14 protein-coding genes and 1 pseudogene are annotated in these 13,023 nt (G+C 71.9%); 9 read left to right on the forward strand and 6 right to left on the reverse strand.

The features are described from left to right. The first annotated feature begins 20 nt into the window (after nucleotides 1–20). The 3 genes from ACZ7PG_RS09755 to ACZ7PG_RS09765 all read left to right on the forward strand — a co-directional run bounded on the left by ACZ7PG_RS09755 (nucleotide 21) and on the right by ACZ7PG_RS09765 (nucleotide 2,951). Complete coding sequence (locus tag ACZ7PG_RS09755; protein ID WP_470238651.1) at nucleotides 21–1,457, forward strand: aromatic amino acid ammonia-lyase; 1,437 nt, start codon at nucleotides 21–23, stop codon at nucleotides 1,455–1,457. Nucleotides 1,458–1,522: 65 nt separating this feature from the next. After that, on the forward strand, nucleotides 1,523–2,095 hold the full coding sequence (locus ACZ7PG_RS09760; RefSeq protein ID WP_470238652.1) for an RNA polymerase sigma factor: 573 nt from the start codon (nucleotides 1,523–1,525) through the stop codon (nucleotides 2,093–2,095). Between the two features lies 1 nt (nucleotide 2,096). Next, nucleotides 2,097–2,951, forward strand: coding sequence for a CU044_5270 family protein (locus ACZ7PG_RS09765; protein WP_470239028.1), 855 nt, complete (start codon nucleotides 2,097–2,099; stop codon nucleotides 2,949–2,951). A 51-nt stretch (nucleotides 2,952–3,002) separates the two neighbouring features. Here ACZ7PG_RS09765 and ACZ7PG_RS09770 read toward each other — a convergent pair whose 3' ends face one another. Next, on the reverse strand, nucleotides 3,003–4,028 hold the full coding sequence (locus ACZ7PG_RS09770) for a 6-phosphofructokinase (RefSeq protein WP_470238653.1): 1,026 nt from the start codon (nucleotides 4,026–4,028) through the stop codon (nucleotides 3,003–3,005). Between the two features lie 285 nt (nucleotides 4,029–4,313). Between ACZ7PG_RS09770 and ACZ7PG_RS09775 the strand changes: the two genes are divergently transcribed. After that, nucleotides 4,314–5,396, forward strand: coding sequence for a 3-deoxy-7-phosphoheptulonate synthase (locus tag ACZ7PG_RS09775; protein WP_470238654.1), 1,083 nt, complete (start codon nucleotides 4,314–4,316; stop codon nucleotides 5,394–5,396). A gap of 120 nt (nucleotides 5,397–5,516) precedes the next feature. Beyond that, nucleotides 5,517–5,939, forward strand: a pseudogene (locus ACZ7PG_RS09780) (transposase family protein); the annotation flags it as partial. A gap of 58 nt (nucleotides 5,940–5,997) precedes the next feature. Here the strand turns inward: ACZ7PG_RS09780 and ACZ7PG_RS09785 are convergent. Beyond that, on the reverse strand, nucleotides 5,998–6,405 hold the full coding sequence (locus ACZ7PG_RS09785) for a DUF2000 domain-containing protein (RefSeq protein WP_470238655.1): 408 nt from the start codon (nucleotides 6,403–6,405) through the stop codon (nucleotides 5,998–6,000). 154 nt (nucleotides 6,406–6,559) lie between these two features. On the opposite strand from ACZ7PG_RS09785, the gene ACZ7PG_RS09790 reads away from it, so the two are divergent. After that, a complete protein-coding gene (locus ACZ7PG_RS09790) occupies nucleotides 6,560–7,015 on the forward strand; it encodes an Lrp/AsnC family transcriptional regulator (RefSeq protein WP_470238656.1) in 456 nt (151 codons plus the stop codon). A gap of 3 nt (nucleotides 7,016–7,018) precedes the next feature. On the opposite strand, the gene ACZ7PG_RS09795 is transcribed toward ACZ7PG_RS09790, so the two are convergent. Beyond that, entirely contained in the window at nucleotides 7,019–7,507 is a 489-nt protein-coding gene (locus ACZ7PG_RS09795) for a polyadenylate-specific 3'-exoribonuclease AS (RefSeq protein ID WP_155542138.1), read from the reverse strand. 17 nt (nucleotides 7,508–7,524) lie between these two features. Next, the gene (locus tag ACZ7PG_RS09800; protein WP_470238657.1) at nucleotides 7,525–8,286 is read right to left on the reverse strand and encodes a lysophospholipid acyltransferase family protein; all 762 of its coding nucleotides are present in this window, start codon (nucleotides 8,284–8,286) and stop codon (nucleotides 7,525–7,527) included. Between the two features lie 209 nt (nucleotides 8,287–8,495). Here ACZ7PG_RS09800 and ACZ7PG_RS09805 point away from each other — a divergent pair, with 209 nt between their 5' ends. From ACZ7PG_RS09805 to ACZ7PG_RS09815, 3 genes are read left to right on the forward strand one after another with little or no spacing between them, the layout of a single operon-like run. Next, a complete protein-coding gene (locus tag ACZ7PG_RS09805) occupies nucleotides 8,496–9,263 on the forward strand; it encodes an alpha/beta hydrolase (RefSeq protein WP_470238658.1) in 768 nt (255 codons plus the stop codon). Further along, nucleotides 9,260–9,802 (forward strand): hypothetical protein, encoded by a 543-nt coding sequence (locus ACZ7PG_RS09810; protein ID WP_470238659.1) that lies wholly within the window; start codon nucleotides 9,260–9,262, stop codon nucleotides 9,800–9,802. The genes ACZ7PG_RS09805 and ACZ7PG_RS09810 overlap by 4 nt, the downstream gene beginning before the upstream one ends. 10 nt (nucleotides 9,803–9,812) lie before the next feature. Beyond that, nucleotides 9,813–10,952, forward strand: coding sequence for a glutamate--cysteine ligase (locus tag ACZ7PG_RS09815; protein ID WP_470238660.1), 1,140 nt, complete (start codon nucleotides 9,813–9,815; stop codon nucleotides 10,950–10,952). On the opposite strand, the gene ACZ7PG_RS09820 is transcribed toward ACZ7PG_RS09815, so the two are convergent. Then, a complete protein-coding gene (locus tag ACZ7PG_RS09820) occupies nucleotides 10,949–11,791 on the reverse strand; it encodes an NUDIX domain-containing protein (protein WP_470238661.1) in 843 nt (280 codons plus the stop codon). The two genes, ACZ7PG_RS09815 and ACZ7PG_RS09820, sit on opposite strands and share 4 nt — an antisense overlap. A gap of 284 nt (nucleotides 11,792–12,075) precedes the next feature. Next, a complete protein-coding gene (locus ACZ7PG_RS09825) occupies nucleotides 12,076–13,014 on the reverse strand; it encodes an ROK family protein (RefSeq protein WP_470239029.1) in 939 nt (312 codons plus the stop codon). Nucleotides 13,015–13,023: the final 9 nt, after the last annotated feature.

Below are 13,023 nucleotides of genomic sequence, written 5' to 3' on the forward strand. Positions count from 1 at the left end.
AGCCGGAAAGGAGGCTGCCCGTGATCCGGGTCGACGGCCGGACCCTGCGGTGCGCGGACGTGGTGACCGCGGCGCACACCGGGGGCCCGCTGCGCATCGACGTCTCGATCGCCGCGCTGCGCGGTGCCGAGAACGCGTGGAAGCTCGCCGAGGAGCTGAGCACCCGGCGGCTGGTCTACGGCCGCACGACCGGCGTCGGGGCCAACAAGGACGACACCGTCGAGAGCTCGCGGGAGCACGGCCGGCGCCTGCTGCGCAGCCACGCGGGCGGCAGCGGCGACCCGATGCCGCCCGGCCAGGTGCGCGCGATGATGCTGATCCGCCTGAACCAGCTGCTGGCCGGGCGGTCCGGGATCAGCCCCGAGCTGATCGGCGCGCTGGCCGAAGCGGTCCGGGTCGGCGCGCTGCCGCTGGTGCACCGGCTCGGCGCGATCGGCACCGGCGACCTCGCGCCGCTGGCCGAGACGGCGCTCGCGCTCACCGGGGAACGCGCGTGGGTCGAGGGGCACGTGCCGCCGGTGGCGGTGCACGCCGGCGACGCGCTGGCGTTCATGAGCAGCAACGCCGCGACGCTCGCCGAAGCGACCCTCGCGACGATGCGGCTCGACGCGCTGACCCGGGCGAGCCACGCGGTCGCGGCGCTGACGTACGTCGCGCTCGACGGCAACCCCGAGGCGTACGCGACGCCGGTGCACGAAGCGCGTCCGCACGCGGGCCAGGTCGCGTGCGCGGCGGAGATGCGGCGCCTGCTCGGCATGCACCAGACGCCGAAACCGGGCCGGCGGATCCAGGACCCGTTCGGGCTGCGGGCGTTCCCGCAGGTGCAGGGCCCCGCGCTGGACGCGATCCACTACCTGCGCGACGTCCTCGCCGTGGAGATCAACGCCAGCACCGAGAACCCGATGATCTCGACGGTCCACGGCGACGCCTACCACCACGCGCACTTCCACACGGCGTACGTCTCGACGGCGCTGGACCAGGCGCGGGCGACCGTGCACCAGGTGGCGGAGCTGTCGGTGGCGCGGCTCGGCGACCTGGTCGAGCCGGAGTTCACCGGGCTGCGGCCGTTCCTCGCGGCGGGCCCGGCGGGCAGCTCCGGCGTGATGATCCTGGAGTACGTCGCCCACGACGCGCTCACCGAACTGCGCCAGGCGGCCCTCCCGGCGACGCTCGGCACGGCGGTCGTCTCCCGCGGCATCGAGGACCACGCGAGCTTCTCGACGCAGGCGGCCCGCGCGGCGACGGCGGCGTGCTCGGCCTACCAGCAGGTGCTGGGCTGTGAGCTGGTCGCGGCGGTCCGCGCGCTGCGGATGCGGGACGCGGACCTGGTGGACCTCCCGGTCCGCGACGCCTTCGAAGCGGCGTCGGCGGTGCTGGACCACAGCGTCGACGACCGGCCGCTCACCGACGACATCGCCGCCGCGGTCGGCGTCCTGGACACCCTCGCCCGGATCTAGCGTGAACCCGAACCGCCCGATCCGCCAATAACGGGAGCAGGTGGCGGACGACAGGCAGGCGGTTCATGAGCTCACCAGGCGCGGCCGACGCGGAGATCATCGCGGCGTCACTGCGGCACCCCGAGCGGTTCTCGGCGGTCTTCGACCGCCACGCCGCGCACATCCACCGGTATCTGGCCCGCCGGCTCGGCGGCCAGCTCGCCGACGACGTCCTGGGCGAGACGTTCCTGATCGCCTTCACCGGCCGCGGCCGCTACGACCCGGCCTTCCCGGACGCGCGGCCGTGGCTCTACGGAATCGCCACCAACCTGGTCGGCAAGCGCCGTCGCGAGGAGGCGCGCGAGTACCGGCTGCGCGCCGCGCTCGGGCCGCCCGCCGCCCAGGAGGGTCACGCGGACCGGGTGGCCGCGCGGGTGAGCGCGCAGGCGATGAACGACCGGCTCGCCGCCGCGCTGGCCGGGCTCTCCCCCGGCGATCGCGACGTCCTGCTGCTGATCGCCTGGGAAAGCCTGGCCTACGACGAAGTCGCGGCCGCGCTGGGCATCCCCGTCGGCACCGTCCGGTCGCGCCTGAACCGGGCTCGCAAGAAGGTCCGCGCGGAGCTCGCGCCCGCCGAGGAGGTTTCGAACCGTGGATGAGATGCAGCTGCTGCGCGACTTCGCCGGGCCGGCGGAGCTCCCGGCGCGTGACGACCTGGCCCGGCGGCGAGCCGATCTGCTCGCCGCCACGACCGCGCGACGACCGCGTCGGCGCCGGGTGTGGGGCTCGGTCGCCGCCGCCGGGCTCGCCGCGGCCGCCACCGCCGTCTTCACGCTCACCCCGACCGTCCCGGAGGCTCCGCCGGCGGTCGCCGGCCCCGCGGAAATCCTGTACCGGGCCGCCGCGGCGGCGCGCGCCCTGCCGGACGTCGAGCCGCGGCCGGACCAGTTCCTCTACAGCAGGACGCGGCTCGCGGACGGCCGGGAGAACGAGAGTTGGGCGTCGGTGGACGGGACCCACGACGGGCTCCGGATCCTCTTCGGTCACGAGACCGAGGTGGCGGGCTGCCGCGACGGGAAGCGGGTGCAGAAGGAGGGTCACGGGCGGACGGTGACCAGCCGGTGCGAGCCGCGTCCGGCCGTCCACCCGGACCTGCCCACGGACGCCGACGCCATGCTCGCGTACCTGCACAAGAGCACGTACGGCGAAGGCGACACCCTGCACGACCTCGGCACCGAGGTCGTCGGGCTGGCCGGAGACCACCTGCGTCCCGCGGCGCGGGCCGCGCTCTACGAAGCCGTCGCGAAGGTGCCCGGGCTGGTCGCCCGCGCGGACGCGAAGGACGCCGCGGGCCGGGCCGTCCTCGGGATCACCTGGGACAGCACGACCGCCCACGCGATCGGCAACCAGGACGAGTTCCTGTTCGACCCGGTGACCTTCGCCTACCTCGGGTCCGGGACGACCGGCGCGGTGGTGAGCCAGGGCGTCGTCGACGCCGTGCGGCAGCGGCCCTGAACGCACGAAGGGCCGCTCCGGAGTTCCGGAGCGGCCCTTCGTGGCAGAGACTCAGCCGAAGAAGACTTCGGCTTCCTGGTAGCGCTCGGCCGGGACCGTCTTCAGCTCGGCCGTCGCCTCGGACAGCTTCACGCGGACGATGTCCGTGCCCTTCAGCGCCACCATCACGCCGAAGTCGCCGTCGGCCACCGCGTCGACCGCGTGCAGGCCGAAGCGGGTCGCGAGGACGCGGTCGTACGCCGTCGGAGTGCCGCCGCGCTGGACGTGGCCCAGGACCACCGCGCGGGACTCCTTGCCGGTGCGGTGGGCGATCTCGTCGGCCAGCCAGGTGCCGATGCCGCCGAGGCGGACGTGCCCGAAGGCGTCCTTCTCGCCGGTGAGCAGCCGCTCCTCGCCGCCCTCGGGCAGCGCGCCCTCGGCGACGACGATGATCGGCGCGAACTCCTTCTCGAACCGGCTCTCGACGTACGAGACGACCTGGTCGACGTTGAAGTGCCGCTCCGGCACCAGGATCACGCTCGCGCCGCCGGCGAGGCCGGAGTGCAGCGCGATCCAGCCGGCGTGGCGGCCCATGACCTCGACGACCAGCGCGCGGTGGTGCGACTCGGCGGTGGTGTGCAGCCGGTCGATCGCTTCGGTCGCGATGGAGACCGCGGTGTCGAAGCCGAAGGTGTAGTCGGTGGCGCCCAGGTCGTTGTCGATCGTCTTGGGCACGCCCACGACGCCGATGCCGTCGTCGGTGAGCCGCTTCGCGACGCCGAGGGTGTCCTCGCCGCCGATCGCGACCAGCGCGTCGACGCCCTGGTCGGCCAGGACCTGCTTGATCTTCTCGACGCCACCCTCGACCTTGTACGGGTTGGTGCGCGAGGACCGCAGGATGGTGCCGCCGCGGGTGAGGATGTCTTCGACGTCGTTGAGGCCGAGCGGACGGCTGTCCCCGGTCAGCGGGCCGTTCCAGCCGTTGCGGAAGCCGACGAGGTCCCAGCCGTGGACCTCGATGCCCTTACGCACCACCGCGCGGATGACCGCGTTGAGCCCCGGGCAGTCGCCGCCGCCGGTCAGCACACCGACACGCATGAGAAGCCTCCGTCTGTTCTCTGGAGATGACAGTCACATTTCGTCGTCCGCCAGAGTAGCGGCTCTCGTCTTGATCGGTGCAGCCCGTACCACCTGCCGAATCGGTCCGGCTCCGGTGTGTGCTAACTTGGCCACGTGCAGCGCTATTACTGGTTTACGAAGCCGGCCCCGGGTGGGCACGGCGGCGTGAACCTGCGCTGACCTCCACCCCCGAGCCGGATTCCAACCGGCTCGGCGAGGGTCCCCCGCGCGGGTCGGTGTCCACCAGGAAGGAACACCCCCGCGATGACGCTCTCCGCCGGACCCGCCACCATCGGTGACCTCGACGCCGCGCGCACCACGTCGATCAGTCCGCTCATTTCGCCCGCGATGCTGCGCGAAGACCATCCCGCCGACGCCGCCGTCGCCAAGGTCGTGCGGCAGGGCCGCGCCGAGACGGTCGACATCCTCGACGGCCGGGACGACCGGCTGCTCGTGGTCGTCGGCCCGTGCTCGGTGCACGACCCCGAAGCCGCCCTCGACTACGCCCGCCGGCTGGCCGCGAAGGCCGAGGAACTGCGCGGCGAGCTGCACATCGTGATGCGCGTGTACTTCGAGAAGCCGCGCACCACGCTGGGCTGGAAGGGCCTGATCAACGACCCGGACCTCGACGGCACGTTCGCCGTCAACAAGGGCCTGCGGATGGCGCGGAAGCTGCTGCTCGACGTCTCCGCGCTCGGCCTGCCGGTCGGGTGCGAGTTCCTCGACCCGATCACGCCGCAGTTCATCGCCGACATCGTGACATGGGGATCGATCGGCGCGCGGACCGCGGCGAGCCAGGTGCACCGCCAGCTGTGCAGCGCGCTGTCGATGCCGGTGGGCATCAAGAACTCGACCGAGGGCGACGTCCAGGTGGCGGTCGACGCGACCCGAGCGGCGGCGGCGAGCCACGTGTTCCCGGGCATCAACACCGACGGCTTGGCGGCGCTGCTGACGACGTCGGGCAACCCGGACTGCCACGTGATCCTGCGCGGCCACAACGGCGGCCCGAACTACGACGCCGGGACGGTCACCGACACCCTCGCCCGCCTGGCGAAGTCGGGCCTGCCGGAGCGCGTGATCATCGATGCATCACACGGAAACAGCGGCAAGGACCACGTGCGGCAGGGTGAAGTGGTGCGCGAGCTGGCCGCGCGGATCGGCGGCGGCGAGCGCGGGATCGCCGGGCTGATGATGGAGAGCTTCCTGGCGGCGGGGCGGCAGGAACTCGACCTGGGGCACCCGGAGAAGCTGACGTACGGCCAGTCGATCACGGACGCGTGCCTGGCCTGGGACGACACGGCCCCGCTGCTGGACGAGCTGGCCGCCGCGGTCCGCGCGCGCCGCTGAGAGGTCCCCGGCCAGGGGGTCCCCCGGATTTCACGTTACCGGGGAGGTCCGACAGTTCCGGGCCTCGCGGAGGCCGGCGGCGCGAACGGTCCGTTCGCGCCGCCGGCGCCGGGAAAGATGCGGGCAATCGTGCGGCTGCGATGGCACAAACGGCCCGGGCCGGTCCAGATCGGCGGCCGGCTCGGCCTGCCCACATCCACGGTGCACGGCGGTCCTGGTGCGCTGCCGGATCAACCGGTTCACTCGCCTCGACCGGGCCACCGGCGAACCGCTGCGTCGCCACGTACACGACCACCCCGGCTCGATGATCCACGTCGACGCCACCAAGTTCGGCAACATCCCCCACGGCGGCGGGCACCGATACCTCGGCCGACGGCAGGGAGCCCGTGACAAGCGAGCCACACCCGGCCCGCCTCGCGGCACCGACCGCAACCCCCGCACCGGCACCGCGCGGTCCTGAGACGAGCCGTCTCCTGGTTCGCCGCCCGCGGCGTGAATGTCGAACGCGTCCTGTCCGACAACGGCTCCGCCTACCGATCCCACGCCGGGTGCGAGGGCCGCACCGAGCCAGGAACAGGCCCGCCGGCAAGCCACCGGCAGGTCAGCGCAGCAGCGGAAGCGACCCGACCAGCCGGTCGACGCGCTTGCGTGGTCCGTGCAGGGCGACGCCGACGCTGTCGAGGTCCGCCGTGGCCGTGGCCGCCATCCGGGTCGTGTACTCCTCGTACGTCCGGCAACTCTGGGCCAACGCACTGAAAGCGACGAAGAAGAGTTCGCCGTCTTCGGCGGCCGCCCGGACGATGGCCGCCACGTCCGCGCGCGGGGCCTTCAGGATCGGCAGGGGCACGTTGATGATTCCCGGGTGCGCGACGCCGTCGGCGTCCGCCACGTCGGCGCCGACCAGGCCGCCGATCCGGTGCCCGAGGGTCACCGAAAGGACCCCCGCGGCGTTGGCCGCCAGGCCCGCGGGCAGCTCCGCGCCGACCACGACCGCACACTTGTCCGCCATCACGCTTCCTTCGTTTCCGTCGACCGACGGGTTTCCGTGATCATGGCGCGAGCCTAAACAGCGAACGGAGAGATCCCGATGAGTGCCGTGGCGGATTCGGTAGCCTCCCATAAAAGCCGAAGAACCCACCGCCGCGGAAGGACCGAAAAGCCCGATGGACGAACTGGATTCGGCGCTGCTGACCCTGCTGCAGGAAGACGCCAAGCAGACCAACAAGGAGCTCGCCGCCAAGCTGCACATCGCGCAGTCGACGTGCCTCGAACGCGTGCGGGAGCTGACCCGGCGCGGAATCGTGCGCGGGCACCACGTCGACGTCGACCTGAAGAAGATCGGCCGGCCGGTGCAGGCGATGGTCGCGGTGCGGCTGCGGCCGCCCGACCGCGCGGTCATCGAGTCGTTCCGCGCCTTCGTGGCGGGGCTGCCCGAGGTGCTGTCGGTGTTCGTGATGTCCGGCAGCGACGACTTCCTGCTGCACATCGCCGTCGCCGACAACGATCACCTGAGCGGCTTCGTCCTCGACCGGCTGACCCAGCGCAAGGAGATCGTCGACGTGCGGACGTCGGTGATCTTCAACCACTTCCGCCGCACGGTCGTCACCCCGGTCGAATAAAACTCAGCGGCGCCGGAAGTACTCCTCGATGATCTCCCAGCGCGCGAGGTTGTGCTTCGCGTCCGCGAGGGCGTCGTGCTGGTCGGTGGGGGCCGACGGCAGCTTCGGCTTGCCCGCGTCCTCCCACCGCTGGCGCAGGTCGCGGGTGAAGCGCGGCAGCTGTCTCGGCAGCGCCGGCATCGGACCCCACAGCTGGGCGAGCGCGACGTGGTCGTACGCGGCGAACCACGCCCACAGCTCGATCCCGCCCGGCGGCTTGCCGAAGAACTCCAGCAGGTCGGCGCGGATCTTCTCGCGGCTGCGCCACGCGCGGTCGGCCGGCGACGGCAGCTTGTTCAGGACGTTGTCCCGGACCCATTGGCCGGCCTTCGCCGGGTCGAACTCGGTCGAGACCGCGTAGAACTCGCGGCCCCGTTCGTCAACGACACCGATGGACACCAGATCGATGGTCACGCCGTCTTCGATGAATTCGGTGTCGTAGAAAAAACGCACTGGTGAACAGTAGTGGGTCAGCCGACCTTCGTTTCGGGCACCCGGGCCGCGTCCGATGCGGACGGCTGCACCGGCACCTTCGGCTTGACCCCGGCGGCCTCCGCGGCCAGCAGTTCCTTGGCCTTCGCCGCGTAGATGTCGACGTACTCCTGGCCGGACAGCTCCATGAGCGCGTACATGATCTCGTCGGTGATCGACCGCTCGATGAACCGGTCGCCCGCGAGGCCCTCGTACCGCGAAAAGTCCAGCGGCTTGCCGAAGCGGACCTCGAGCCGGCGCGGCCACCACATCTTGGAGCCGATCGGGTTGACCTTGTCCGTGCCGATCATCGCCACCGGGACGACGACGCCGCCGGACTCCAGCGCGATCCGGGCGACGCCGGTCTTGCCCTTGTACAGCCTGCCGTCCGGGGAGCGCGTGCCCTCGGGGTAGATGCCGAGCAGGTGGCCGGCCTTGACCAGGCGGGTCGCCGTGTCGAGCGCGGCCTGGGCGGCGTTGCCGCCGGAACGGTCGATCGGGAACTGGCCGACGCCGGTGAAGAACCACTTCTTGAGCAGGCCCTTGAAGCCGGGCTCGGTGAAGTATTCGGACTTGGCCGGGAAGGTCACCTTGCGCTTGACCCGCAGCGGCATGAAGAACGAGTCCGCGACCGCCAGGTGGTTGCCGGCCAGGATCGCGCCACCGTCCTCGGGGATGTTCTCCGCCCCCACGACTTTCGTCGGCCACAGCGTCTTGAGCAGCGGACCGATGAAAATCCACTTCATGACCCAGTACAGCACCGGCGCCTCAGCCCTCCATCGCAGCTCAACCCCTGTAACCCGCGCCGAACAGCCTACGAACCCAGGTGGCCGCCGCACAACGGAGACCACCCGGTTACCACCCGGCAGCGATCGATCTCACAGCGAAGTCCGGGTCCGGGCGGAGCCCCACAACGTCCGCGAGCCGTGAGAGCATGGACGAATCCACCGCTCACACGGAAGGCGATCGCATGGGCGTGCTCGCCGGCGCGGAACCGTTCGGCCACACCGGTTCGGCCGAGACCGGGTTCCTGCTCTGCCACGGGTTCACCGGTACCCCGGGGAGCATGCGGGCCTGGGGTGACCACCTGGCCGGGGCCGGGTTCACGGTGCGCTGCCCGCTGCTGCCGGGCCACGGCACCCGCTGGCCGGACCTCAACCGCACGACGTGGGAAGACTGGTACGGCGCCGTCCGCGAGGCGCTGCTCGAGCTGCTGTCCACGTGCAAGACCGTGTTCGTCGGCGGCCTCTCGATGGGCGGGACGCTCACCCTGCGCCTCGCCGAGGAGTTCGGCGACCGGATCGCCGGGATCGTCCTGGTCAACCCGTCGGTGACGCGGCTCAAGTGGGACACGAAGCTACTGCCGGTGCTGGGCCGGATCGTGCCGTCGGTGCCGGCGATCGCGAACGACATCAAGAAGCCCGGAGAGAAGGAGCTGGCCTACCCGCGCACCCCGGTGCGGGCCGCGGCGAGCCTGGCGAAGCTGTGGGCTCTCGTGCGCGCGGACCTGGGCAAGGTCACGCAGCCGGTGCTGCTGCTGCACTCGTCGGTGGACCACGTCGTGGAGCCGGAGAACTCGCGGCTGGTGCTGGCGGGGGTTTCGAGCACGGACGTCACCGAGGTGGTGCTGGAGAACAGCTACCACGTCGCGACGCAGGACAACGACGCCGAGGTCATCTTCACGCGTAGCGTCGAGTTCGCGAAGGCGCACGCCACCCAGCCTGAGGAGACCGCATGAGCCGGGGGAAGGACGGGCCGGAGGACGTCGACGCGACGTTCGCCGAGATCGTCGCCGACCTTCGGGCCGACGGGTTCGGGCTCCCCGAAAGCGACACCGCGGACACCGCCGACACGACGGGGAGCGCCGGCGGTGGCGTGGGGTCGTCCGGAGCCGGCGCGGAGACCGAGTCGCGGCGGAAGCCGGACCGGCCGGCCGAGCCGCCGGCCGTGGACACCCCGCCGGAGCCCGGCTGGCGGTCCGGGGGCACGTCGTGGGACGCGACGATGTTCTCCGACGACCCGGCCGGCGACGACGAGCACTACGTCCCGCCGGAGCCGCCGCCGCTGCCGCGGCCGAAGATGGGCGCGTTCCTCATCCTGCTGCTGTTCCTGGCCGGGCTGTTCCTGCTGATCCTGCCGAACGCGATCGGCGTGGGCCCGACGGTGGCGACGCCGCTGGGCATCCTCGCGCTCGCGACGTCGATCGCGTTGCTGCTGCTGCGCGTCCGGCAGGGCCCGCCGCCCGGCGCCGACCCCAGCAACGGCGCCCAGGTCTGATCCGACGGCGATGAACATCGAGTTCAGCCCTTCGCGGCGATCGACCGTCGGCGCGGAATGGGAGCTCGGCCTGGTCGACCGGCGCAGCGGTGAGCTGTCGTCGGTCGCCGGGCGGATCCTCGAGGCGGTCCGCCCGGACGGCGCGGCCGAGCACCCGAAGATCAAGCAGGAGCTGCTGCTCAACACCATCGAGATCATCACCGGCGTCTGCACGACGATCGCCGAGGTCAAGGCCGATCTGGCGGAGTCCTTGGACGTTGTGCACGGCGTCGCCGACCCGCTCGGCGTCGAGATGTTCTCGGCCGGGACGCACCCCTTCTCGAACTGGTACCAGCAGAAGGTCACCGATAAGGAGCGGTACGCCAAGCTGATCGACCGGACCCAGTGGTGGGGCCGGCAGATGCTGATCTACGGCGTGCACGTCCACGTCGGGGTCGACCACCGCGACAAGGTGCTGCCGATCCTGGACGCGTTGCTGAACTACGCGCCGCACCTGCAGGCGCTGTCGGCGTCGTCGCCGTACTGGGGCGCCGAGGACACCGGGTACGCGTCGAACCGGGCGCTGATGTTCCAGCAGCTGCCGACGGCCGGGCTGCCGTTCCAGTTCCGGAAGTGGGCCGAGCTGGAGGCCTACACCGAGGACATGTTCACCACCGGCGTGATCGACTCGTTCTCGGAGATCCGCTGGGACATCCGGCCGGCGCCGCACCTGGGCACGATCGAGATGCGGGTTTGCGACGGGCTGCCGACGCTGGAGGAGGTCGGCGCGATCTCGGCGCTGACGCAGTGCCTGGTCGACGACTTCAGCGAGCGCCTGGACGACGGCGAGATCCTGCCGTCACTGCCGCCGTGGCACGTCCAGGAGAACAAGTGGCGCGCGGCCCGCTACGGCACCGACGCGATCGTCATCCTGGACGCGGCCGGCCGCGAGCGGCTGGTCACCGAGGACATCGCCGACCTGCTCGACCGGCTGGAGCCGGTGGCCCGCCGGCTCGACTGCGTGACCGAGCTGCGCGACGTCGAGACGATCCTGCGGTACGGGCCGAGCTACCGGCGGCAGCGAGCGGTCGCGGAGGCGCACAAGGGCAGCCTGAAGGCCGTGACGGCGTCGCTGGTCGCCGAGATGCGCGACGGCATCCTGAAGGGCTAGAGCCGGTCAAGCTGGGTGCGGAGCGTGCCGGGGCCGAGGATCGACGCGCCGAGGGCGGTCACGCGCCCGCGCAGTTCGCGGTCGGCCGTCGCGACCAGGACTTTGGCTTTCTGCTGCGCGACGACCTCGACGATCTTCGAGTCGCCGTCGGTGTCGGCGGCGACGACCTCCACGCCCGGGACACCGGTGACGTGCTTGGCCTTGCCCTCGACGACCAGAACGATCCGCGGCCACCAGGTGACGGCGGCGTCGTCCGGGTCCGGCACGCCGGCCTCGGCGAGTTTCGCGAGCTGGTCACGGAGACGTTCGGCGGCACCGTGCCGATCGCGCCACCAGCCGTCCGGCCGCGAGCCGACGACGTTGGCGGCATCGACGACGAGCACCAGCTCCTGCCCGACGCGGTCGCGCAGGTCCGGCCAGGCGGCGGCGAAGTCGCGGTGCAGCCGGTAGGCGGGCACGTCATCGGGGTCCACCCAGCGCACCTCCGCACTTTCGGTGTTGGCAACCCGCGCCTCTGCCCCATCGGCCAGGGCGAGAACGGTGGTGTAGCTCCACTCCCCATGGTCCACCAAGGACGCCGACACCGCGCGGAAGGCATCGGCCGGAACGGAGGCTTCTTCGAACGCTTCGCGAGCGGCGGCGGTCACCGCGGTCTCACCGGCTTCGATGGCACCGCCGGGCAAGGCCCAGGTCCGGCCGTGGTGCACCCACCAGGCCCGACGCTGCAGGAGGACGCCGCGAGCGGGATCGACGAGCAGGAGGCCGGCCGCACCGTACCGGCCCCAGTGCAGGTGCCCGCAGGAGCACTTGACGAAGACGCTGGCGGAGAGGGCACTCACCAGTCCAGCCTGTCACAGGTAGACCGCGGATCACCTCTCAGAGGAAGCCGAGGCTCGCCCCCAGCGCCCGCGAGCGAAGAGCCGAGGGAAAGGCCACGGCAGCAGACAGACCGCAACACGAACGGGGCCCGCACCCCCCGCAACCCCGATCCGAAGCCAGAACACGGCCGGCAGTGCCGGGTCAAGGCATCTTTCCCGCCTTGACGCGGTACGGCCGGCCGTAGTCACAATCAGGCTTCGGGGTGGCGCGGAAGACCACCGAAGGAGGTCGGCGACGAACGACGTCAAACCGGTGTCTTGGCCGCTTCCAAAGCCAGCGCAGCCGCACCGACGATCGCCGTGTCGTCACCCAGGTGGGCCGTCCGGATCCGAGCCAACGGTCGGTGCCGAGCCCCCGTGATCGCGCCCGCGTAGTGCTCACGGGCCTCATCCAGGAAAAGCGGAGCCGACTCTGACACTCCCCCGCCGATCACGATGATCTCCGGGTCGAACACATCCGCCACCAGGGCCAGGCCCTCACCCAGCCACTTGGCCAGCTCGGCCATCGCCAGCTGGGCGATCGGGTCGCCATCACGCGCCGCGCCGGCCACCCGGCGGCCGGTCACCGAACCCGGGTCGCCCGCCACCTGCGGGGCCAGCACCGTCGAACGGCCCGGGTGGCGGGCCAGCAGCTCCACCGCCGTCGCCGCCAACGCCGTTCCGCTGCAGTAGCGCTCCCAGCAGCCGTACTTGCCGCACGGGCACGGCCGCCCGCCGCGGACCACCGTCAGGTGCCCCAGCTCCGGGGCCACGCCGTACGCGCCGCGGAACAGCTTGCCGTCCAGCAGCAGGCCCGCGCCGATGCCCGTGCCCAGCGCCACCAGCGCCGCCACGTGGGCGCCGCGGGCCGCGCCGAAGCGGTGCTCGCCCACCATAGCCGCGTTGACGTCGTGCTCCAGCAGCACCGGGAGGCCGACGCGCTTCTCGATCCGGTCGGCGACCGGCGCGCCGCGCCACGCCAGGTGCGGCGCGAACATCACCGACCGGCGGTCGCGCGCCACGAACCCGGCCACGGCCAGCCCGACGCCCACCACCTCGTGCCGGTTGCGCAGCCCCTCGACGACGCCCGCGATGGCGTCCTCGAGGGCGCCCTCCTCGCTCGGCGTCGCGACGCGTGCCGTGTCGAGCAGCGAACCGCGCTCGTCCACCACGCCGGCCCGGACACTCGTCCCGCCGACGTCCACCCCTATCGT

The sequence above is a fragment of the Amycolatopsis sp. NPDC114504 genome (assembly GCF_055633595.1).